Genomic DNA, 22293 nt, shown 5'->3' with positions numbered 1-22293 from the left:
CGTTGTTTTTCTAAGATTGAATCGAAATTATCCTTGATCGCGCTTGAGGCGCATCCGCGCCGGCTTTTCGAGGAGCGATGATGGATCACCCGTTTTCACCCGGTTCAGCCACGTCGGCGCGTCGGCGCGCGTGGGTGCTGGCCGCCGTCTGCATGGCCGCGGTCGCGCTGCCGCTGTCGTTTTCGGGCGGCGCTGTCGCGACACCCGCGATCGGCCGCGACCTGCACGGCGGCCCGGTCGCGATGAACTGGATCACCAACGCGTTCATGCTCGCGTTCGGCAGTTTCCTGATGGCGGCGGGCGCGCTGGCCGACCAGTTCGGCCGCAAGCGCGTGTTCGCGATCGGCGTCGGCGGCTTCACGCTGATGTCGGTCGCGCTCGCGTTCGCGCCGTCGATGCTCGCGGTCGACCTGCTGCGCGCCGCGCAGGGGCTCGCGGCGGCCGCGGCGCTCGCGGGCGGCACGGCCGCGCTCGCGCAGGAGTTCGACGGCGCGGCGCGCACGCGCGCATTCAGCCTGCTCGGCACGACGTTCGGGATCGGGCTCGCGTTCGGGCCCGTGCTCGCCGGCGGCCTGATCGCGCACTACGGCTGGCGCGCGATCTTCGTCACGGGCGCGGCGGCAGGCGCGTTGTCGCTCGCGTTCGGGCTGCCGCGCATGCACGAGTCGCGCGATCCGCACGCGACGGGGCTCGACTGGCCCGGCACGGCCGCGTTCACCGCCGCGCTCACGCTGTTCACGTTCGGCGTGATCGAGGCGCCCGCGCGCGGCTGGGCGCATCCGCTCGTCGTCGCGCTGCTGGCGGCTGCGGCGCTCGGCGCATGCGCGTTCGTCGCGATCGAGACGCGCGTCGCGCGGCCGATGCTCGACCTGTCGCTGTTCCGGATTCCGCGCTTCGTCGGCGTGCAGGTGCTGCCGGTGTCGACCTGCTGCTGCTACATCGTCCTGCTCGTCGTGCTGCCGCTGCGCTTCATCGGCATCGACGGCTTCAGCGAAATCGACGCAGGCTGGCTGATGCTCGCGATTTCCGCGCCGATGCTCGTCGTGCCGCTCGTCGCGGCGACGCTCACGCGCTGGCTGTCGGCCGGCGTGATCTCGGGGCTCGGGCTCCTGCTCGCGGCGGCGGGCCTCGTGTGGCTGGGCGTCGCGCTGCGCGGCGGCGCAGGGCCGACGGCGATCGCGCCGATGCTCGCGATCGGCGTCGGGGCCGGCATGCCGTGGGGGCTGATGGACGGGTTGTCGGTCAGCGTCGTGCCGAAGGAGCGCGCGGGGATGGCGACCGGGATCTTCAGCACGACGCGCGTGGCGGGCGAGGGGATCGCGCTCGCGATCGCCGGCGCGGTGCTGGCGACGCTCGCGCACACCGATCTGCGGCGGGCGGCCGGCGCGTCCGACGCAGCGTTGCGCGCGGCCGCGCGGCTCGCCACCGGCGATCTCGCGGGCGCGGCGGCCGTATTGCCGGGCGTCGAGCGTACGGCGCTGCTCGCGAGCTATACGCATGCGTTCGATCGGCTGCTGATCGGGCTCGCGATCGTCACGGTGCTGTGTGCGGGGGTGGTGTTCGCATTTCTCGGTGCGCGGCCCGGGGTGACGGAAGCGCGCGGCGACGATGGTGAAACTGCGCATCCCGGCGCGCCGGCGCGCAGCCGAACCGAACCGGCTTGCACGGAGGCAAGCGGGCGGTGAGCGGGGCGTCTCAGGGGGCGCGCAGGTCGACGATCGCGGGCAGCGTGCCCGCGCATGTTGCGATCACGCGAATCCGTGTACCGACGATCGGCCCCGCGCGCGAATGAGCGTGGAGCGTTGCGTCGCCCGCAGGGCACGCGTCCTGTGGGAATGGCGCCGGCGTGCTCCGGCACCTACGACTGGCTCGATGCAGCACGCTTGCACAAGCGTGCGCAGCACCGCACCGGGCATTGCCTGCCCGCCTTGTGCCGACGACGAAAGGGTGCCGCGCATCACGCCAGCACGAGCGGCGGCAATCCCGCATCGGCCCGTGCCTGCGCGCTTTCCACATCGACGACCACATAGCGCAGCGCATCGGGCCACAGGTGCGCGCGACTTCCGGCATCTTCATCGATCGCCGCGCGACCTTGCACGAGCCACGTCGTCTGCCGGACGAAGTCGACGAACAGCAGCGCGATCGCCGGATTCACGAGCAGGTTGCCGATCGTGTTGAACAGGTTGTTGCCCGCGAAATCGGGCAGCACGAGCGTACGACGGTCGGGCAGGTCGACGAGCGAGGCGAACGAACCGTCCGCGCGCGGCTGCCGGCCGCGATACGAGCAGTCGCTGTCGCCCGCCGCGTTCGCGGTCGCGACGATCAGGAATGCCTGTTCATGGATGAACGCGACGGCATCGTCGCCGAGGGGGCCCGGGTTCATGGTTCGGTCGGCGCGTGGCCGGTGCGTGCGGATCCGCGTTGCGCATGCAAGCGACATGCCACGCTGCGAGCGCGGTGCACGGCGAAGCGTGCGCGGGTGCGCTGTGGAAAATCAGAACACCCGCCGTGCCGGCTGTGCCGTCGCGATGTTCAGAATCGGGACACTCGTTTTTCGTGCGCCGGCGCCGTCCGCGGCGGGCGGCCGGACGCACCGCTCCTGTTCGGTTTTCGGCCGGTTTGGCACGCATGTTGCGTAAACCGTGTAGCGCGATCCAACCGGCGCTGCATTCACACAAGCACGATGAACAGGAGACATGTATGAACCCGTTTGACCTGAAACAACTGGGCCTCGACGTCGAATATCCGTATCGTCAGCAGTACGACAACTACATCGGTGGCAAGTGGGTTCCGCCGGTGAAGGGCGAGTATTTCGAGAACGTGTCGCCGATCAACGGCAAGCCGTTCTGCCGCGTGCCGCGCTCGGGCGCCGACGACATCGAGGTCGCGCTCGATGCCGCGCACGCTGCGCGCCGCAAGTGGGGCAAGACGTCGGTCGCCGAGCGCGCGAACCTCCTGCTCGCCGCCGCCGACCGGATGGAAAAGAACCTGAAGCTGCTCGCGGTGGCCGAGACGATCGACAACGGCAAGCCGCTGCGTGAAACGATGGCGGCCGACCTGCCGCTCGCGATCGACCACTTCCGCTATTTCGCGGGCTGCATCCGCGCGCAGGAAGGCGGCATTTCGGAAATCGACGACAACACCGTCGCGTATCACTTCCACGAGCCGCTCGGCGTCGTCGGCCAGATCATCCCGTGGAACTTCCCGCTGCTGATGGCCGCATGGAAGCTCGCGCCGGCGCTCGCGGCCGGTTGCTGCGTCGTGATGAAGCCGGCCGAGCAGACGCCCGCGTCGGTGCTGGTGCTGATGGAACTGATCGGCGACCTGTTCCCGGCCGGCACGATCAACATCGTCAACGGCTTCGGCAAGGAAGCGGGCGAGGCGCTCGCGACCAGCAAGCGGATCGCGAAGATCGCGTTCACGGGCTCGACGCCGGTCGGCAAGCACATCCTGCGCACCGCGGCCGAGAACCTGATCCCGTCGACGGTCGAGCTGGGCGGCAAGAGCCCGAACATCTTCTTCGCCGACGTGCTCGACCAGGACGATGCGTTCCTCGACAAGGCGCTCGAAGGGCTCGCGATGTTCGCGCTGAACCAGGGCGAGGTGTGCACGTGCCCGTCGCGGATCCTGATCCAGGAATCGATCTACGAACGCTTCATCGAGAAGGCCGTCGCGCGCGTGGAGCGCATCAAGGCCGGCCATCCGCTCGACATGCAGACGATGATCGGCGCGCAGGCGTCGCAGCAGCAGCTCGACAAGATCCTGTCGTACATCGACATCGGCCGCGACGAAGGCGCGCAATGCCTGACGGGCGGCGAGCGCACGGCACCGGCCGCCGACCTCGGCACGGGCTACTACGTGAAGCCGACGATGCTGCTCGGCAACAACAAGATGCGCGTGTTCCAGGAAGAGATCTTCGGGCCGGTCGCGTCGGTGATGACGTTCAAGGACGAGCAGGAAGCGATCGAACTCGCGAACGACACGTTCTACGGGCTCGGCGCCGGCGTGTGGACGCGCAACGGCACGCGCGCGTACCGGATGGGCCGCGAGATCGAGGCTGGCCGCGTGTGGACCAACTGCTACCACCTGTACCCCGCGCATGCGGCGTTCGGCGGCTACAAGCAGTCGGGCATCGGTCGCGAGACGCACAAGATGGCGCTGTCGAACTACCAGCAGACGAAGTGCCTGCTGGTCAGCTACCAGGCCGAGGCGCTCGGGTTCTTCTGATCGCCGCAGCAGGGGCGAAGTGCCGGGCCGGCCGGGCGGCAGCGCGACGCTGCCCGGTACGGCAACCGGTGCCGGACGGCGGCGTGTCCGGAACCGGATTGCCGGGCAGCGTTCGACGGTCGGGCGATGGCTGCCCGGCCGTCGGGCGGTGCGCGCGGCGCGGCAGCGCGCTTGCGGCCGATCGTCCGGCACTTCGCTTTTTTCGCCTTTCGACATTCGATACGCGGCGTCGGCTGCGCGTCGCCGACGGCCCGCCTCGGCAACCGCATCGGCTGTCGCGCGGTCGCGCCCGCATCGCGCACCGATGGCCCCGACGGAAACCAGCATGGCAGATCCGCCTCGATCCTGGCCGCGTCACCCCGTGTTTCACGCGGGCGAGCTCGACGCGCAGCACCGGTTCGGCGTCGCCGACGAAGCCGAGCGCATGAGCGACGTCATCACGACGCGGCTGAGCATCGGCGTGCGCCAGTTCGTCGAATCGCAGCCGTTCATGTTCGTCGGCACGACGCGCGGCGACCCGGCGCGCGTGACCTGCGACATCGTGCAGGGCATGCGCGACGCGAACGGCGACCTGTGGCCGGTCGTGCGCGTGATCGACACGAAGACGCTGCGCTTCGCGCTGCCGACGCGCGGCGACGGCGGCCGGATCGATGCGCTCGCGTGCGACGGCAGCGGCATCGGGCTGTTGTTCATCGATTTCGTGCGCGGCATCCGCTATCGGATCAACGGCCGCGCGACGTTGCGCGCCGATCTGCCGGCAGCGGATGCCGCGCCCTGGCTGGCCGGCAGCCCGATCATCGAGCTGGCGGTCGCGCAGGCGTACGGCAATTGCGGCACGCGGGTCGTGCGGTTGCGGCCGGGCGCCTAGCGCGTCGCCGGGCTGACCGCGGCGCGCAAGCCGCACCCGCACGGTGCGTGGCATGCCGCCTCCGGGTGCGCCCTCATGGCGCGCGGCGGCCGCACGGCGTGCAATGACGGGCTTGTCGCCGGGCCGCGCGGTTCGGCACGGGACTTGCGTGTTGGACGCGGTTCCGGGCAGGTGAGGAGAACACGATGGGTCAACGATTGGAGTGCATGGCCGAGCCGACGGCCGAGGACACGCGGTGCAGCGCGCAGGGTGACGACGCGCTCGCCGGCCAGGCCGTGGTCAGCGTTGCGCATGACGCGGACGAGCAGGCGCGCAACCTGATCGGCTGGCGGCAGACTTACGACCAGCTCGCGGCCGGCCGCTTCGTCGGCACGCTGACCGAGCTGCCGCTCGACACGATGAAGCTGTTTCGCGAATCGACCAGCCACCTGCTGCGTCAGGCATGCGAGGTGCGCGGCGACGCGTACTGGTTCGGCATCCCGCTGGTCAGCGACGGCACCGCGCGCGTCGATGCGTGCCGCATCGGGCCCGGTGCGCTCGCGTTCCGGCCCGGCAACGTCGAATTCGAATTGCTGACGCCCGCGCAGTTCTCGATCTACGGCGTGGTCGTGCGCGGCGACGTGCTGCGCCGCTACGCGGAGGAAGTCGAACACCGCGCGCTCGACGAGCGGCTGTTTACGCAGCACGTGATCCAGGTCGGCGATACGCGGCTCGCGCGCCTGTGCGCGCTGCTCGGCCGCCGGCTCGACGGCGCGGCGGCCGTGGGCGGGCCGCTGCCCGACGCGCAGCGCGACGACCTGCAGGCCGAGGTGCTGGCCGCGCTGTTCGATGCGTGCGCGCAACCGGCGGACGATGGCGCCGGCGGCGCACCGTCGACGCGGCGCTGGATCGTCGAGCAGGCGCGCGAGTACGTGCTCGCGCACCGCACGCGCCCGGTCGGCGTGCCCGAGCTGTGCGAGCAACTGCACGTGAGCCGGCGCACGCTGCAGTACTGCTTCCAGGACGTGCTCGGCATGGCGCCCGCGACCTACCTGCGGACGCTGCGGCTGAACGGCGCGCGCCGTGATCTGTGCGGGCGGGCGGCCGGTTCGGTGCAGGACGTCGCGGAGGCGTGGGGCTTCTGGCACCTGAGCCAGTTCGCGACCGACTACCGGCGGCTGTTCGGCAAACGGCCGTCGGAGACGCTGCGCGAGCGGGCGGTGACGGTGACGGCCGGATGAGCCGCGCCGCGGTACGTGGCTGCCGCTGCACGCCCGATCTTTCGGGCGATTTTCGTTGTTCTATCCGGACATAGCCGCCGCGTCGCGTGGTGCAGGCCACGGCACGGCATCCCAGTCGATCGCCCGGTAAGCGGCTTCGACCGCCGCGAGATCGCCCGGTCGCTCGCTGCGATGCAGCCCGTGCAATTCGTCCGGCACGTCGAGCGCGACCGGCACGCAGTGCGGATAGTCGCGCACCCGCAGCGCCGGCCCGATCGTCGTGAAACAGGCGAGCGTCGGCACGTCGAAGCCGTCGGCGAGATGCAGCGCGGACGTATCGGGCGCGAACAGCATGCTCGCACCCTCGACCCAGGCAATGAAGTGCGCGGTATCGGCCGCGTAGCGGCTCACGTCGACGTAGGCGGGATGCGCGACCGGGCCGAAGCCGACCACCGGCAGCCCGTAACGCTGCGCGAGTCGCTCGACGAACGTCGCGTGCAGCGCGGGCGGCACGCTGCGCACCGCGGTGCTCGCGGTCGGGCAGAACAGCACGTATGGCCGCCGCCATTCGGCCGGCAGCTCGGGCAGCCGTAGCCGCGCGAGCCAGCGGTTGCGCTTCGCGGCGGCCGGCACCGTGGCCGGATCCGCGCCGAGCGCGTCAAGGAAGAAGTCGATCATCGGCTGCCGCGCGAACGCGGGCCAGTACAGGTGATTGCCGAGATCGACGCACGGCGCGTGCGCGGGCAGTGCATCGGCGGCGCACGGCAGCGCATGCGACGGCGCGACGACGTCAGCCGCGAGCGCATACAGCGCGTCGACGTAGCGCGGCGCGCGGGCCGGCCGGAACAGCGTGAAGCGAAGGCCGGGATGCATCGCGCGCAGCGCGGCGAGCGCGGTCAGCCCGATCACCGAGTCGCCGAGCGTGACGCCCATTCCGTTGATCACGTACACGTCCGTCATGCGGTCGTAGTCGAGCCGGAACGGCTGGTGGGCGGCGTGCAGCAGGCCGAGCGCCGGCGCGGCCGGCACATGGCCCTCCGTGGGGCCGCCGCCGTGCTCGAGGTCGTACGGCGCGACGAGCGTGCCGTCCGGCGCGAGCAGCGTGCCGGGGTGGGCGAGCGCGTCGTCGCGCGACAGCGCGAGGCCGGCCGGTGCGGTGCGCAGTTCCACGGTCATGCGCCGCGCGCGCGGCGACCCTGTTCGCGGATCTGCTCGAGCGTCGCGGCCGGCGTGCTGGCGTCCTGCGGGATGCGGATCTCGATCAGCGCCGGCAGCCCGCAGGTCAGTGCGCGCTCCAGTGCCGGCGCGAAGTCGGCGGTGCGCACGACCGTCTCGCCATGCGCGCCGAACGCGCGCGCATACGCGGCGAAATCGGGATTCGTGAGCCCGGTGCCATGCACGCGCCCGGGATAGTTGCGCTCCTGATGCATGCGGATCGTGCCGAAATGCCCGTTGTTGACGACGATTGCGATGATGTTCAGCCCGTACTGCATCGCGGTCGCGAGTTCGTTGCCGGCCATCATGAAGCAGCCGTCGCCGGCGAGCGCGACGACGGTTCGCAACGGATACAGCGACTTCGCGGCGAGCGCGGCGGGCAGCCCGTAGCCCATCGCGCCGCTGGTCGGCGCGAGCTGCGAGCGGAAGTGCCGGTACGCGAAGTGGCGATGCAGCCAGATCGCGTAATTGCCGGCGCCGTTGGTCAGGATCGCGTCGTGCGGCAGGCGCTCGCGCAGCTGCACCATCACGTCGCCGAGCTGGACGTCGCCGGGCATCGGCAGCGGGGCATGCCATTCGCGGTATGCGCGGTGCGAGTCGGCGGCCGTGCCGGCCCACGCGGGCTGCGCCGGCGGTTCGAGCGCGGCGAGCGGCGCCGCGATCTCAGGCATGCCCGACACGATCGGCAGGTCGGCCGCATACACGCGGCCGAGCTCGTCCGCGCCCTGGTGCACGTGGATCAGCGTCTGGCGCGTCTTCGGGATGTCGAGCAGCGTGTAGCCGCCGGTCGTTGCTTCGCCGAGGCGCGGTCCGATCACGAGCAGCAGGTCGGCGTCGCGGATGCGCTTCGCGAGCGCCGGGTTGATCCCGAGCCCGACGTCGCCCGCGTAGTTCGGGTGCGCGTTGTCGATCGTGTCCTGGTAGCGGAACGCACACGCGACCGGCAACTGCCACCGCTCGACGAAGGTGCGCAGGTTCGCGCATGCGTCGGGCGTCCAGCCGCTACCGCCGACGATCGCGAACGGCCGCTCGGCGCGCGCGAGCCGTTCGCGCAGCTCGTCGACCTGCGCGGCCGACGGCGAGGCCGCGATGCGCTTCGCGGCCGGCACGACGGGCTGCGGTGCGCAGGCTTCGGACAGCACGTCCTCGGGCAGCGCGAGCACGACCGGGCCCGGACGGCCCGACATGGCGACGTGGAACGCATGGCTCAGGTATTCGGGAATGCGGCGCGGGTCGTCGATCTGGGCGACCCATTTCGCCATCTGGCCGAACATCCGGCGGTAGTCGATTTCCTGGAAGGCTTCGCGGTCGAGGTGCTCACGCGCGCACTGGCCGACGAACAGGATCATCGGTGTCGAATCCTGGAACGCGGTATGCACGCCGATCGACGCGTGGGTCGCGCCGGGCCCGCGCGTGACGAACGCGATGCCGGGATGGCCGGTCAGCTTGCCGACCGCCTCCGCCATGTTCGCGGCGGCCGCCTCGTGGCGGCAGACGACCGTCTGGATGCGCGCGGTGTCGTCCGCCAGCGCATCTAGTACGGCGAGGAAGCTCTCGCCCGGCACGCAGAACACGCGTTCGACGTGATTGGCGAGCAACGCATCGACGAGCAGTCGCGCGCCGGTGGTGGCGCGCGGCTCGAGATCCTTGGAATGCGACATGGGCTGCCGTCTCCCTGGGTAGCGGGACGTACAGCTTACGCCTGTCGGCGGGGCGCCGGTACGCCGGCCGGTGAAAAGTGTCGGAACGAGCGGGGCGGCGGCGCGCCTCGGCGCGTGCGCCCGCCCGCCGTCATCGCATCAGCATTCGACGATGTTCACCGCCAGCCCGCCGCGCGACGTTTCCTTGTACTTCGTCTTCATGTCGGCGCCGGTCTCGCGCATCGTCTTGATCACCGAGTCGAGCGACACGTAGTGCGAGCCGTCGCCGCGCAGCGCCATGCGCGCCGCGTTGACGGCCTTCACCGATGCCATCGCGTTGCGCTCGATGCACGGGATCTGCACCATCCCGCCGACCGGGTCGCAGGTGAGGCCGAGGTTGTGCTCCATCCCGATCTCGGCCGCGTTCTCGACCTGGCGCGGCGTGCCGCCGAGCACGGCCGCGAGCGCGCCGGCCGCCATCGAGCACGCGACGCCCACTTCGCCCTGGCAACCCACTTCCGCACCGGAAATCGACGCGTTGAGTTTGTACAGAATGCCGATCGCGGCGGCGGTCAGCAGGAAGTCGATCACGCCCTGTTCGTTCGCGCCCGGCGTGAAGCGCGTGTAATAGTGCAGGACGGCCGGGATGATGCCGGCCGCGCCGTTGGTCGGCGCGGTGACGACGCGGCCGCCGGCCGCGTTTTCCTCGTTGACGGCGATCGCATACAGGTTGATCCAGTCGATCATCGACAGCGGATCCTGCAGCGCGCGCTCCGGGCTGCCCGTCAGCGTGCGGTACAGCTGCGGCGCGCGGCGCTTGACCTGGAACGGACCGGGCAGGTTGCCGTCGGCGTCGGGGTTGCCGATCCCGCAGCCGCGCGACACGCACGACTGCATCACGGCCCAGATCTTCAGCAGCCCGTCGCGCGTCTCTTCCTCGGTGTGCCACGCGCGCTCGTTTTCCCACATCAGCTGCGCGATCGACTTGCCGGTCGACTCGGTCAGCGCGAGCAGCTCGGCGCCGGTGCGGAACGGATGCGTCATCTGCTCGGCCGCGCTCAGCACCTTCGTGTTCGGCGCGCCGGCCGTCACGACGAAGCCGCCGCCGACCGACAGGTAGGTGCGCTCGACCAGCACCGCGCCGTTCGCGTCGGACGCGCGCAGCTTCATGCCGTTCGGGTGCTCGGGCAGCGCCTGGCGGTAGAACGCGATGTTCTCCTTCAGCACGAACGGCACCGGATGCGTGCCGAGCAGCGCGAGCTTCTTCGACGTGCGGACGTCCTCCAGACGCGCGTCGATCGTGTCGGGATCGACGGTATCGGGCGCGTCGCCGAGCAGCCCGAGCATCACGCCGCGATCGGTGCCGTGGCCCTTGCCGGTGGCGCCGAGCGAGCCGTACAGCTCGACCTTCACGTGGGCCGTCGCGTCGAGCAGCCCGTCGCGCTCGAGGCCCTGGACGAACATCAGCGCCGCGCGCATCGGTCCGACCGTATGCGAACTGGACGGGCCGATGCCGATCTTGAAGAGGTCAAACACGCTGACTGCCATTTCGATTCCTGCCTTGCTTTGAGAATAGTGCTAACGCGCCTGCAATGGCAGGCACGCGGCGAGCCATGCGGGCGGCATGGGGGAGAGCTGCCGCGCGACGCGGGCATAACGCCCGTCGAGCCGCGCGGCCAGATGAAAGAGTTCAGTGGCGTTTTTCGGGTCCCACTGCCCCGTGTAGCCCGGCAAGCCGGCTTCGCGGCGCTTCGCGTCGAACGGCACCGGCGAATTCACGAATTCCTCGTGCGTCTTCTCGCCGAGCGCGTACGGCACGAGCCAGTCGAGCGCGGCCGCGAGCGTCGCGCCGTTCGCGCCGCGCTCGCGCAGCCAGTTGCGGTTGAAGCGGCGCGCGGCGAGCGCGGCCGTCACCAGCGGCTGGAGGTCGTACACCGCGTAGTGCAGCGCATCGCGTTCCTCGAAGTCCCACGTCTTGCCGTCCGGGCCGATGTTGTCGGCGAGATGCTCGACGAACAGCCGCTGCGCGGCGTTCATCATCTTGCGGTCGCCGAGCGTGAACGCGGACAGCGCAATCAGCTTGATCCGGTGGCTTTGCCAGTTGTTGCGCCAGGTGCCGGTGAGCGGGCGCTTCTGCGCGTCGATCTGCGCGACGTAACCGGCGCCGAGCTTCGCGATGAACGCCGCCGTCGCGTTGCGGGTCTTCACCGGCAGCGCGCTCGCCGTCATGTCGTACGCGACGATCAGGCTGTCGAAGCGCGTCTCGTCGATCGGGTTGAAGCTCGGCTGGTAGGTCGCGACCCACGCGGACAGGAAGCGGTCGACGAGCTGCAGGTAACGCGGCGCATTGGTCACGCGCCACGCGAGCGCGGCGTCGCGCATCAGCTCCATGTCCTTCAGCGCGTCGGCGCTCTGGTCGTAGATGCCTTCGTGCGGCAGCGTGCCTTCGGTGTGCACGCGCGCCAACGCCTTCGGCTGCTCGCCGATACGCGCGTCGACGCTGCGGATCAGCGCCTGCACGCCCGGCTCGGCCTGCGTCGTCTCGCTCGCCTGCAACGCGGGCGCCGCGCAGAAATTCATCGCCGCGCCTGCGCTGCCCGGCGTGCCAAGGCCGGCGACGGCAAACGACAGCGACGCGACGAGCAGCGGCACGAAGCGGCGCGTGCGCGGCCGCTCGTGCGCTGCACCATGGCCCGGAAACATCGGACGCACCATGCGGAACTCCTTGATTGGCTGGATCGCGTGTGATGTTAGCCGGATTGGGGGGCAAGCGTGAATCGATCGGGCTGGCGGCGAACGCAAAAACCGCACGCAACCGGAGGTTGCGTGCGGTGTGGTCACGGCCGGACTCCGGTGCGCGACGGGCGTTATGCGTATTCCGACATCGGCACGCACGAGCAGAACAGGTTGCGGTCGCCGTAGGCGTTGTCCGCACGGCCGACCGGCGGCCAGTACTTGTTCGTGCCGAGCGATGCGACCGGGTACGCGGCCTGCTCGCGCGAGTACGCGTGCGGCCATTCGTTCGCGGTGACGACTGCTGCCGTGTGCGGCGCGTGACGCAGCGGGTTGTCCTCGCGATCGGCGCGGCCTTCCTCGACCGCACGGATTTCATCGCGGATCGCGATCATCGCGGCGATGAAACGGTCGAGTTCTTCCTGCGATTCCGATTCCGTCGGCTCGACCATCAGCGTGCCCGGCACCGGGAAGCTCATCGTCGGTGCGTGGAAGCCGTAGTCCATCAGGCGCTTCGCGACGTCGTCGACGCTGATGCCGCTGGTTTCCTTGAGCGGACGCAGGTCGAGAATGCACTCGTGCGCGACCAGCCCGCCCGGGCCCGAATACAGCACCGGGTAGTGCGGCGCGAGGCGCTTCGCGATGTAGTTCGCGTTGAGGATCGCGGTTTCGGTGGCGGCGGTCAGATTCTTCGCGCCCATCATCGCGATGTACATCCACGAGATCGGCAGGATCGACGCCGAGCCGTACGGTGCGGCCGACACCGCGCCGATGCCGTCTTCCGCGCGCGCGTAGCCGGTCGAACGCTGGTTCGGCAGGAACTTCGCGAGGTGCGCGCCGACCGCGACCGGGCCGACGCCCGGGCCGCCGCCGCCGTGCGGGATACAGAAGGTCTTGTGCAGGTTCAGGTGCGACACGTCGCCGCCGAACTGGCCCGGCGCGGTCAGGCCGACCATCGCGTTCATGTTCGCGCCGTCGACGTACACCTGGCCGCCGTGCGCGTGCACGATCTCGCAGATCTCGCGCACGTTCTGCTCGAACACGCCGTGGGTCGACGGATACGTGATCATGATCGCCGCGAGGTCGTTCGCGTGCTGCTCGGCCTTCGCCTTCAGGTCGGCGATGTCGACGTTGCCCTGCGCGTCGCAGGCGACGACCACGACCTTCATGCCGGCCATGTGCGCGGACGCCGGGTTCGTACCGTGCGCGGATGCCGGGATCAGGCACACGTCGCGATGGGCTTCGCCGCGCGAAGCGTGATACGCGTGGATGATCAGCAGGCCCGCGTACTCGCCCTGCGAGCCGGCATTCGGCTGCAGCGACACGGCCGCGTAGCCGGTGGCCGCGACCAGCATCTGCTCGAGCTGGTCGATCATCTCGCGGTAGCCGACGGTCTGCTCGGCCGGCGCGAACGGGTGGATCCGGCCGAATTCGGGCCACGTGACCGGCAGCATTTCCGACGTCGCGTTCAGCTTCATCGTGCACGAGCCGAGCGGGATCATCGAGCGGTCGAGCGCGAGATCCTTGTCCGACAGGCTGCGCAGGTAGCGCAGCATTTCGGTTTCGGAATGGTGGCGGTTGAACACGTGGTGCGTCAGGTACGCACTCGTGCGCTCGAGGCCGGCCGGCAGCGCGGCGACGCCGGCGAGGCCCGCGTCCAGCGCGTCGACGGTCGGCGCGGTGCCGCCCGCGGCCTGCGCGAACACGGCGAGGAGATCGGCGAGGTCGTCGCGGGTCGTCGTTTCATCGACCGACACGCCGACTTGCGTGTCGCTCACGCGGCGCAGGTTGATGCGCTTGGCCTTCGCGAATTCGTGAACCTGCGCGGTGCGCGCGCCGGTGTCGATCGTCAGCGTGTCGAAGAACGTGTCGTTGACGGTCGCGAAGCCGAGCTGCTTCACGCCGGCGGCGACGAGCGCCGCGATGCGGTTCACGCGCAGCGCGATCGTCTTCAGCCCGTGCGGGCCGTGGTAGACCGCGTACATGCTCGCCATGATCGCGAGCAGCGCCTGCGCGGTACACACGTTCGACGTCGCCTTCTCGCGGCGGATGTGCTGTTCGCGGGTCTGCAGCGCGAGACGCAGCGCGGGCTTGCCCTGCGCGTCGACGGTCACGCCGACGAGGCGGCCCGGCATCTGGCGCTTGAATTCGTCACGCACGGCCATGTAGGCGGCGTGCGGGCCGCCGAAGCCCATCGGCACGCCGAAGCGCTGCGTGTTGCCGACCGCGACGTCCGCGCCCCATTCACCCGGCGGCGTCAGCACGGTCAGTGCGAGCAGGTCGGCCGCGACGACGACATGGCCGCCCGCCGCGTGGATCGCTTCGGTGAGCGCGCGGTAGTCGCGCACGTCGCCGTTGACGCCCGGGTACTGGAGCAGCACGCCGAACGCGTTGGCCTGCGCGGCGTCGGCCGCCGGGCCCGTCTTGACCTCGATGCCGATCGGCAGCGCGCGCGTGCGGATCACCTCGAGCGTCTGCGGCAGCACGTCGTCGGCGACGTAGAACACGTTCGACGCCGGCTTGCCGGTGCGCTGCAGCAGCGTCATCGCTTCGGCCGCGGCCGTTGCTTCGTCGAGCAGCGACGCGTTCGAGATCGCGAGGCCCGTGAGGTCGGCGACCATCTGCTGGAAGTTCAGGAGCGCCTCGAGGCGACCCTGGGAAATTTCGGGCTGGTACGGCGTGTAGGCCGTGTACCACGCCGGGTTTTCGAGCACGTTGCGCAGGATCACGGCCGGCGTGTGCGAGTCGTAATAGCCCTGGCCGATATACGAGCGGAACACCTGGTTCTTGTCCGCGAGGGCGCGCAGCGCGGCGAGGGCTTCGGCCTCGCTCTTCGGTTGCGCGAACGGGCCGAGCGGCAGCGTTTCGGCGCGGCGGATCGAGGCCGGGATCACGGCGTCGATCAGGGCGGCGCGCGACGCGAAGCCGAGCGTGTCGAGCATGGCCTGCTGGCTGGCGGCATCGGGGCCGATGTGGCGTTCGGCGAACGCGTCGTGCGTTTCGAGCGCGGCGAGCGAGAGGGGCGTGCGGTTCATCAGGCGGTCCGGGTGTTCGAGCTTCATGGCGTGACTCTGGTCCCGCGCGGCCCGGCTGGCCGGCCGCGCGGTTCGGGTAGGGAAAATTAGTCGATCAGCTTGCTGTAGGCGTCAGCGTCGATCAGCTTGTCGGTCGAGGCGCCGGCCGCGAGCTTGATCTTGAAGAGCCACGTGCCGTATGCGTCGCTGTTCACTTCTTCCGGCGAGTCGGCGGCTTCTTCGTTGATGGCGACGACTTCGCCGGACACCGGCGAGTAGATGTCGGATGCCGCCTTCACCGATTCGACGACGCCGACGGCGTCGCCCGCGTTCACCGACTTGCCGACTTGCGGCAGTTCGAGGAAGACGATGTCGCCGAGCGTGCTCTGCGCGTGATCGGTGATGCCGACCGTCAGCGTGCCGTCGGCTTCGGTGCGGATCCACTCGTGTTCGTCGGTGTACTTCAGATCGGCCGGGACGTTGCTCATCGGATGCTCCTGGATAAAAGGGTGTGTTCGTTATGCTGGCGCGCCGCCGGGGCGCGCCGGGTGTGGTTGCGCCGGGCGCCATTTCCCGGCTTCCCCGGGAGGCGGCCTCCCGGTCGCCTCTCGGTCGTTACGCAGCGAGGACCTTGCCGTTGCGCACGAACGGCAGTTTTACCACGCGCGCGGGAAGTTGCTTGTCTCGAATCTGCACATGAACGGTGTCGCCGACCTGGACGGCCGCCGGCACGCGCGCGAACGCGATCGATTCCTGCATCGACGGCGAGAACGTGCCGCTCGTGATCTCGCCTTCGCCGTGCGGCGTGACGACCTTCTGGTGCGCGCGCAGCACGCCGCCCGCCTTGCCGTTTTCCTTCTGCAGGATCAGGCCGACGAACGCAGCGCGCGAGCCGTCGCGCTCGAGCGCGGCGCGGCCGACGAACTCGCGCGGCGCCGACAGGTCGACCGTCCATGCGAGGCCCGCGTCGAGCGGGGACACGGTGTCGTCCATGTCCTGGCCATACAGGTTCATGCCGGCCTCGAGGCGCAGCGTGTCGCGCGCGCCGAGCCCGCAGGGGCGCACGCCGTTTTGCTGCAGCGCGGCCCACAGCGCTTCGACGTGCACGGCCGGGACGATCACTTCGAAGCCGTCTTCGCCGGTGTAGCCGGTGCGCGCGACGGTGAGATCGCCGAACGGCGTGCCGGCGACCTGCGCGGCGTTGAACGGCTTCAGTTCGCTGGTCGCGGCACGCGCGGCGGGCACCGTCGTCCAGACCTTTTCACGGGCGTTCGGGCCCTGCACGGCGACGATCGCGAAATCGCGGCGCGGCGCGATGGTCAGGCCGTAGCCGCCTTGTTCGTTGAGCTGGTTGAACCACGCGATGTCCTTCTCGGCCGTGCCGGCGTTGACGACGACGCGGAAGAAGTCTTCGGTGAAGTAATAGACGATCAGGTCGTCGACGACGCCGCCCTGCGGATTGAGCAGGCACGAGTAGAGCGCCTTGCCGGGGGTCTTGAGCTTGCCGACGTTGTTCGCGATCGCGTGTTCGAAGAACGCGCGCACGCGGCTGCCGGTGAAATCGACGACGCACATGTGCGATACGTCGAACATGCCGGCGTCGGTGCGCACGGCTTCGTGTTCTTCGATCTGCGAGCCGTAGTTGACGGGCATGTCCCAGCCGCCGAAGTCGACCATGCGGGCATTGAGCGCGCGGTGCGCGGCGTTGAGCGGGGTTTGATTCAGTGCAGTCATCGAGGCCTCAGGCAAGGCGCTTGCGCGCGGGTCAGAACGGCCATGTGCCGACCGCCGCGGCCTTGGGCCTGCGAGCGATGCGATACATGCCCCTCTGTCCTCGATACCTGAGAGATTGCGCCGCGGGCAAAGCCGGCGAACGCGCGCCCCTTCGGTGGGCAGCCTGCCCGCGCTGCAATCGCGCAGCGGGCTACTGCCGCTCTCCAGAGTGCGGGGAGTGCGGCCCGCGCGAAGCGCGGACGGGATTCCCCGACGCGGTCGGTCCTTTTGCCTGAGAGTTTGCGGGTGTGCCCCTTCGGCGGCGCGACCGGCGTTGCGAGTTGCTACGCGGTCACACGCTCTCCCGACGCGTGCGGGCGACTGTACGCGAGCGGGTGGGCGTTGTCAATTTGAGCAAAAGAATGTCGCTTCGCGACAAGCGGCGGCGCGAGGGGCGCCGCCGCGTTTGCCGGCACCGGCCCGTCCCGGCAGGGCCGGTATTACTCGCCGATCGCGCGCGCGGCCGTGTCGAGTTCCTGGTTCAGCACGCGCTGCTCGTCGCCGGACAGGCCGCCGTTGTGCTGCGCCGACATGTCGTTCGCTTCCTGGCGGATCACGTCGAGCCGGTGGTGCAGCTGCGCGCCGTACGGCGGCGGATAGTAGCCGCCGTTGACGCGTGAGTCGATCCGGCGGTGCAGGTTGTCGATCCGGCCCTGGACCTCCAGCAGGCGATCGTTCGCGACGACCTGCGGATTTGGCCGCGGCGGGGGCGGAGGCGCCTGTCGGGCCGGCCGCTGCGGCTGCACGATACAGGCCGCGAGCGAGGAAACCAGGACGCAGCATACCGCTGCGCGAATCAACCGTTGCATCACATTCTCCTGACGGTTTGGTGTCGGATCGACTTTTTGAGAAACGCATCAGACTGGGCGACCGATGACTTTCGTTCCCGCACCATTTGTAACGGAATGTTCGGGACCGTGCCGTCGCGGCGGCTGACGCGTGGCCGCTGCCGGGGACGGCGCGGCGCGGGGTAGCGGCCGAGGCCGGGACGGTGCCGACCCGGCCGGCGGTTAGACGATGCGGCGCACGAACGGTACCCGGCGGCCTTCGTGCTCGCTTTGCGCGGCGAGCTCGATGATCGTCATCACGTCGACGGCGTCCTGCGGCGTGACCGGGAACGGCGCGCCGTCGTGGACCGACGCGGCGAGCGCGCGGTAGAACTCCGCGTACTGGCCGTCGAGCGTCGGCACCGGCCGCTCGACCTCGACTTCGCCGTCGAGCACGCGCAGCACGCCGGGCGGGTTGCCGCCGCCGAACTCGACGTGGTCCGGCGTGAGGCCTGCCTTCAACTGATCTTCCTGCGTGTCGAGCCCGAACTTCTGGTAGCTGCCGCGCGTGCCGTGCAGCGTGAAGCGCGCGGGCTCGATCGCCGACAGCGCGCTCGCGTGCAGCGCGACGTCCTTGTCCGGATAGCCGAGCAGCAGATGCACGAAATCGGGCGCCGTGCCGTTGTCGCGGCGCGTCTTGACCGTGGCGCTGACCGTTTCCGGCAGCCCGAACAGCGCGAGCGCCTGGTCGATCAGGTGCGGGCCGAGGTCGAGTAGCAGGCCGCCGCCGCGTGCGGGCTCCTCGCGCCAGCGTGTGCGCGGGGTCGGCCGGAAGCGGTCGAAGTGCGACGCGAAATACGTGAGCCGCCCGAGCTCACGGGATTCGACGATGCGCCGCACGGTGAGGAAGTCGCCGTCCCAGCGGCGGTTGTGGAACGGCGCGAACAGGCGGCTGCGCGCGTTCGCGAGCCGCGCGAGCGCGAGCGCTTCGTCGGCCGTGAGCGTGACGGGCTTGTCGACGACGACGTGGCGGCCGGCTTCGAGCACCTGGCGGGCGAGCGTGAAGTGCGTGTCGTTCGGCGTGGCGATCACCACGCAGTCGATGTCGTCGAGGCCGAGCAGCGTGTCGAGATCGGGGACGATGCGTGCGCCCGGGTATGCGGCGCGCGCGCGATCGGGCTGCCCCGTCGCGATCGCGGCGATCTCGGTGCGGCCGCTCGTGGCAATCACGGGCGCGTGGAACGTCGCGCCGGCGAAACCGAAACCCATCAAACCAATCCTGAGCAATGACGACATGGCAAATCCTTGGCTGCGTACGAAGGGCAAAGCGCTGCGGCCACCGGCCGCGCGGACGGCTATTGTGGCACGGCGGCACGCGCGCGAGCGGGCGTTGGCCGAACGGACAAGGAACCGCTGCGCGTGCGCACGACCTCGGCCGAATGGCCGGATCGCGCTCGCCGGCGCGCGAATCCGACACAATGGGGGCTGTTCCGGCGCGTGTCCCGCGTCGCCTGCTTGCCCCGTTACCGGATCGAAACCATGGGATATCCGCTCGCCACCGCCGCCCTGGGCCCGTTGCTGCTGATGCAGGGGCGTCGTGTCCGCCGCGTCACGCCGCGGCTCGCCGAGGCGGCCGGCCCGCGCGATGGCACGGCCGGCGACGGGCCGCCGCTGCGCGTGCTGGTGCTGGGCGATTCGGCTGCTGCGGGCGTCGGTGTCGCGTCGCAGCGCGACGCGCTGTCGGGGCAGCTCGCCCGCGCGCTTGCGGCATCGCACCGCGTGAGCTGGAAATTGCTGGCGCGCACGGGGCTGACCGCCGAGGACCTCGTCGACTGGCTTGCCGCCGAGCCGGCGCAGCCGTTCGATGTGGCAGTGACGTCGCTCGGCGTGAACGACGTGACGGGCGGCGTGTCGCCGGCGCGCTGGCGCGCCGCGCAGGCGGCGCTCGTCGACCTGCTCGCCGCGCGATTCGGGGTCGCGCACGTGATCCTGTCGGCGGTGCCGCCGATCGAGCGCTTTCCGGCGCTGCCGCAGCCCCTTGCGTGGTATCTCGGCCTGCGCGCGAAGCGGCTCAACGCGACGCTCTCCGAGTGGGCCGCGACGCAATCGCGTTGTACGTTCCTGCGCGTCGCGCTGCCGCTCGAGCCGCACCTGATGGCGGCGGACGGCTTTCATCCCGGCGCGGCCGCGTGCGCCGCCTGGGCCGCACAGGCCGCCGACGCGCTCAGGCAGCGCCTGCGCGCGTGACGTTGCGCCGGGTGCGAACCGTCAGCGGGTGCGGTTCATCCGGATCACGCCGTCGGCGCCCGTCTCGAAGCTGACCTGCCGCGCGAACGACGGATGCTGCGCGACGAGCTCGTCGCCCATCGCGAACCACGTGTAGCCGAGCGTCTTCAGGTAGTCGAGCAGCGCGGCGCGCTTTTCCGAGAACCATTCGAGGTTCCAGGCCTCGAGCAGCAGCGGCGGAAAGCCGTGCCGTTCGAGGAAAGCCGTGCCGCCTTTCAGCACGTCGAGTTCGAGCCCTTCGACGTCGATCTTGATCAGCGCCGGCGACTTCGGGAAGTTGAGGGTGTCGAGCCGGGCGATCGGCACGTCGCTCGGCTGCTGGCTCGCGACGGTCTCGACCGAGTTGCGACGCAGGTTGAACTGCTCGTCGAGGGAGAAGCCGCCGATGTTGATCGAGCGCGAATAGTCGATCGCTGGCAGCGGGATGATGCCGTCCTGGTTGCCGATCGCGACGTTGAACGCGTGCACGTTCTCGAGCCGGTTCAGAAACACGTTGCCGCACAGCTGGTAATAGACGATGCGCTGCGGCTCGAACGCGTAGACCATGCCGCCCTGCGCGGCGATGCTCTTGGCGACCGGCACCGCGTACGCGCCGAGGTTCGCGCCGATGTCGAGCACCAGCGGCGCCTCCTCGTTCGCGTAGAACATCTGGCTGATGGTCAGCAGCGATGCGTCCCACGAGCCGTTGTAATAGAGGTTCGCCGAAATCGCGTCCCGGGTTGCGAACAGCAGGTAATCGGCGTTGTCGGTCTTGACGAGGTTGACTCTGGGTAGCATGGCGCGAGGTGTCAGGGTTGTCGGGCGAAGAGGGCGAAGAGGGCGAGAAGGGCGGCGTGCATGCACGGCGCTGCGATGCGCCGATGCCGGCCGCCGCGTGTCAGGCCAGGTAGTTCGACCACTTCTGGTGTTCGCGGTAGTACTGTTCCTCCGCGTCCGTCAGGCCGGTCTCCTTGTACCAGGGCACGTGCTTGCAGGTGTAGCGGCCCGCGAACCGGACGCCGCAGAGATGCGATTCGCGGCGGAAGTAGCGCTTGTTGTAGACGGCGAACGTGGTATCGATCGGCGCGTTGTAGATCGGGTCGCCGCCCGCCGTGCTGCCGATCTGGTGGCGCCAGAAGTTCGCCTCCCATTCGAGCGTCGTGTATTGGCGGTCGCCGCAGAAGAGCGTCGTTTCCTTCATCAGCTCGGGTTGCGAGATGTCGAGCGCGAAGCCGGCCTTGCCGGTCTGGAACGCTTCGGTCGCATCGATCAGCTCGAACAGGAATTCGGGCGGCAGCGCGTCGTTCAGTTCGAGGTCCGGATCGGTGACGCAGAAGAGCTCCGGCAGCCGCGCGTAGTTCGCGTCCGACAGGAACAGGTCGCGCGGACCCGCGTTGCGATCGAGGCGCACGACGGTCACGTCGTCCTGCACGCTTTCCAGGAACGCGAGCATGTCCGGCGCGCTCGACGCGTTGTCGACGATCACGATGTTGCGCAGGCCGCGGGCCTTCAGCTGGGCCACCATCCGGCGCGTATAGGTCGGATTGTTGAAGGTCGGGATCAGCACCGGCACCGTGGCGACCAGGCCGCCCGCGAAATGCCGGAACTGACGGCTGCCCGGCAGCGTCGTGCAGAGCGTCGCGTTCGGCACCAGCGGCATCGCGACGGGCTGCGGCGCCGGCGCGGATTGCATCACATGCGCCTCGAGGTCGGCGAGGTCCTGCCGCGTGTCGGCGTCGTCGGGCATCAGCGCGGCGGCCTTGCGCATCGGCGCGAGCGCCTCCGCGTGACGCTCCTGCTGAACCAGCGTGACGGCCAGCGCCCGCCAGCCGAGCCCGATGTCGGGCATCCATTCGGTCAGCTGGGTCGCGATGCCTTCGGCCTGCGCGAATTGCCGCTTGTCGAGCAGCGCCGCGAGCGTATTCATGAATTCTGAGAGGACGGCCGCCAGCTCGTCGGCGGAGGCCGACGGCGCATCGGCTGCCGCGAGTTCGAGCGACAGCGCGTCGATGCCGTGCGTGCGGGCCTGCGCGACCAGCGCGCGCGCCGCATCCATCTGGTTGTCGCGCGTCAGCGCGTCGATGCACGCGATCCAGTAGCGCCGCTGCGACGGCTCGGTCGCCACCGCGGCCCGGAAGTGCCGCAGCGCGGCGTCGCGCCGGTCGAGCTGTTCGAGCACCGTCGCGAGGCGGAGGTGAGAATCGGCATGTTCGGGATGCGCTTGCAGGATCTGGCGGTAGGCCTGCTCCGCGTCCTGAAGCGAGCCGGCGGCGTGAAGCGCGGCGGCGTGGGCCAGCTCGGCCTCGGAAACGGGGGCGGCGGTGACGGTGTCATTCATGGCGGCGGAAGTCGATGACGGCGAATGAAGGGGCGGCGGCGCGTACTCGCCGACGTTTCGCGTATCTTGCCGCCGGGGGCCGCGCGGTCATGGATCAAACAGAGGGGAGATTTGCTGCCTGTTCGGATGTTCGGCGCGCGTCCACCGGCGCGCCCACCGGCGCGGGCAGCGCGCGGAAAGCGCGCGGGGAAAGGGGGCAGGAAAAGGGCGCAGAAAAAGGGGCGCGAAGCCCGCCGGTGTCGCGCGTCGCCACC

The 22293-nt window shown here is 69.9% G+C and carries 17 protein-coding genes and 2 riboswitches; of the genes, 5 read left to right on the top strand and 12 right to left on the bottom strand.

Annotated features, from left to right (window positions below):
- Positions 1-80 precede the first annotated feature (80 nt).
- Positions 81-1685 (top strand): MFS transporter, encoded by a 1605-nt coding sequence (locus BTE28158_RS18420; protein ID WP_174920000.1) that lies wholly within the window; start codon positions 81-83, stop codon positions 1683-1685.
- Between the two features lie 272 nt (positions 1686-1957).
- On the opposite strand, the gene BTE28158_RS18415 is transcribed toward BTE28158_RS18420, so the two are convergent.
- Entirely contained in the window at positions 1958-2383 is a 426-nt protein-coding gene (locus BTE28158_RS18415) for a pyridoxamine 5'-phosphate oxidase family protein (RefSeq protein WP_151052509.1), read from the bottom strand.
- A 317-nt stretch (positions 2384-2700) separates the two neighbouring features.
- Between BTE28158_RS18415 and exaC the strand changes: the two genes are divergently transcribed.
- The 3 genes from exaC (at position 2701) to BTE28158_RS18400 (ending at position 6315) form a co-directional block, all read left to right on the top strand.
- A complete protein-coding gene (gene exaC, locus BTE28158_RS18410) occupies positions 2701-4227 on the top strand; it encodes an acetaldehyde dehydrogenase ExaC (protein ID WP_059602002.1) in 1527 nt (508 codons plus the stop codon).
- A 325-nt stretch (positions 4228-4552) separates the two neighbouring features.
- Complete coding sequence (locus BTE28158_RS18405) at positions 4553-5095, top strand: hypothetical protein (RefSeq protein ID WP_151052507.1); 543 nt, start codon at positions 4553-4555, stop codon at positions 5093-5095.
- Positions 5096-5280: 185 nt separating this feature from the next.
- Positions 5281-6315 (top strand): helix-turn-helix domain-containing protein, encoded by a 1035-nt coding sequence (locus tag BTE28158_RS18400; protein WP_059601994.1) that lies wholly within the window; start codon positions 5281-5283, stop codon positions 6313-6315.
- A gap of 60 nt (positions 6316-6375) precedes the next feature.
- Here the strand turns inward: BTE28158_RS18400 and BTE28158_RS18395 are convergent, their stop codons facing one another.
- From BTE28158_RS18395 to BTE28158_RS18355, 9 genes are all read right to left on the bottom strand, one after another.
- Positions 6376-7470, bottom strand: coding sequence for a glycosyltransferase family protein (locus BTE28158_RS18395; protein ID WP_151051391.1), 1095 nt, complete (start codon positions 7468-7470; stop codon positions 6376-6378).
- Positions 7467-9170 carry a thiamine pyrophosphate-binding protein gene (locus BTE28158_RS18390; RefSeq protein ID WP_151051393.1) on the bottom strand — a complete coding sequence of 568 codons (1704 nt, stop codon included), beginning with the start codon at positions 9168-9170 and terminating at the stop codon, positions 7467-7469. Before BTE28158_RS18390 ends, BTE28158_RS18395 begins: the two co-directional genes overlap by 4 nt.
- Before the next feature lie 138 nt (positions 9171-9308).
- The gene (locus BTE28158_RS18385) at positions 9309-10697 is read right to left on the bottom strand and encodes an L-serine ammonia-lyase (RefSeq protein ID WP_124902755.1); all 1389 of its coding nucleotides are present in this window, start codon (positions 10695-10697) and stop codon (positions 9309-9311) included.
- 30 nt (positions 10698-10727) lie between these two features.
- Positions 10728-11864 carry an alginate lyase family protein gene (locus BTE28158_RS18380; protein WP_059601981.1) on the bottom strand — a complete coding sequence of 379 codons (1137 nt, stop codon included), beginning with the start codon at positions 11862-11864 and terminating at the stop codon, positions 10728-10730.
- Between the two features lie 152 nt (positions 11865-12016).
- On the bottom strand, positions 12017-14944 hold the full coding sequence (gcvP, locus tag BTE28158_RS18375) for an aminomethyl-transferring glycine dehydrogenase (protein ID WP_124902753.1): 2928 nt from the start codon (positions 14942-14944) through the stop codon (positions 12017-12019).
- Between the two features lie 59 nt (positions 14945-15003).
- Complete coding sequence (gene gcvH, locus BTE28158_RS18370; protein ID WP_057926424.1) at positions 15004-15384, bottom strand: glycine cleavage system protein GcvH; 381 nt, start codon at positions 15382-15384, stop codon at positions 15004-15006.
- A gap of 127 nt (positions 15385-15511) precedes the next feature.
- The gene (gene gcvT, locus BTE28158_RS18365; RefSeq protein ID WP_124627961.1) at positions 15512-16630 is read right to left on the bottom strand and encodes a glycine cleavage system aminomethyltransferase GcvT; all 1119 of its coding nucleotides are present in this window, start codon (positions 16628-16630) and stop codon (positions 15512-15514) included.
- 84 nt (positions 16631-16714) lie between these two features.
- A riboswitch (glycine riboswitch) is annotated at positions 16715-16847 on the bottom strand.
- Positions 16848-16879: 32 nt separating this feature from the next.
- Positions 16880-16986, bottom strand: a riboswitch (glycine riboswitch).
- A 123-nt stretch (positions 16987-17109) separates the two neighbouring features.
- The gene (locus BTE28158_RS18360; protein WP_124902749.1) at positions 17110-17478 is read right to left on the bottom strand and encodes a hypothetical protein; all 369 of its coding nucleotides are present in this window, start codon (positions 17476-17478) and stop codon (positions 17110-17112) included.
- Between the two features lie 201 nt (positions 17479-17679).
- Positions 17680-18732, bottom strand: coding sequence for an oxidoreductase (locus BTE28158_RS18355; RefSeq protein WP_151051395.1), 1053 nt, complete (start codon positions 18730-18732; stop codon positions 17680-17682).
- 243 nt (positions 18733-18975) lie between these two features.
- Here BTE28158_RS18355 and BTE28158_RS18350 point away from each other — a divergent pair, with 243 nt between their 5' ends.
- Complete coding sequence (locus BTE28158_RS18350) at positions 18976-19683, top strand: SGNH/GDSL hydrolase family protein (protein WP_174919998.1); 708 nt, start codon at positions 18976-18978, stop codon at positions 19681-19683.
- A gap of 21 nt (positions 19684-19704) precedes the next feature.
- On the opposite strand, the gene BTE28158_RS18345 is transcribed toward BTE28158_RS18350, so the two are convergent.
- Together BTE28158_RS18345 and BTE28158_RS18340 are read right to left on the bottom strand one after the other, a co-directional pair.
- Positions 19705-20499 carry an FkbM family methyltransferase gene (locus tag BTE28158_RS18345; protein WP_059601969.1) on the bottom strand — a complete coding sequence of 265 codons (795 nt, stop codon included), beginning with the start codon at positions 20497-20499 and terminating at the stop codon, positions 19705-19707.
- Between the two features lie 100 nt (positions 20500-20599).
- Complete coding sequence (locus BTE28158_RS18340) at positions 20600-22039, bottom strand: glycosyltransferase family 2 protein (RefSeq protein WP_151052268.1); 1440 nt, start codon at positions 22037-22039, stop codon at positions 20600-20602.
- Positions 22040-22293: the final 254 nt, after the last annotated feature.

This window comes from Burkholderia diffusa, from assembly GCF_902499115.1.
GTDB classification, from domain to species: Bacteria; Pseudomonadota; Gammaproteobacteria; order Burkholderiales; family Burkholderiaceae; genus Burkholderia; species Burkholderia diffusa.
The sequence above is the reverse complement of the archived record's forward strand: the minus strand, read 5'-3'. Positions and strand labels throughout refer to the sequence as shown.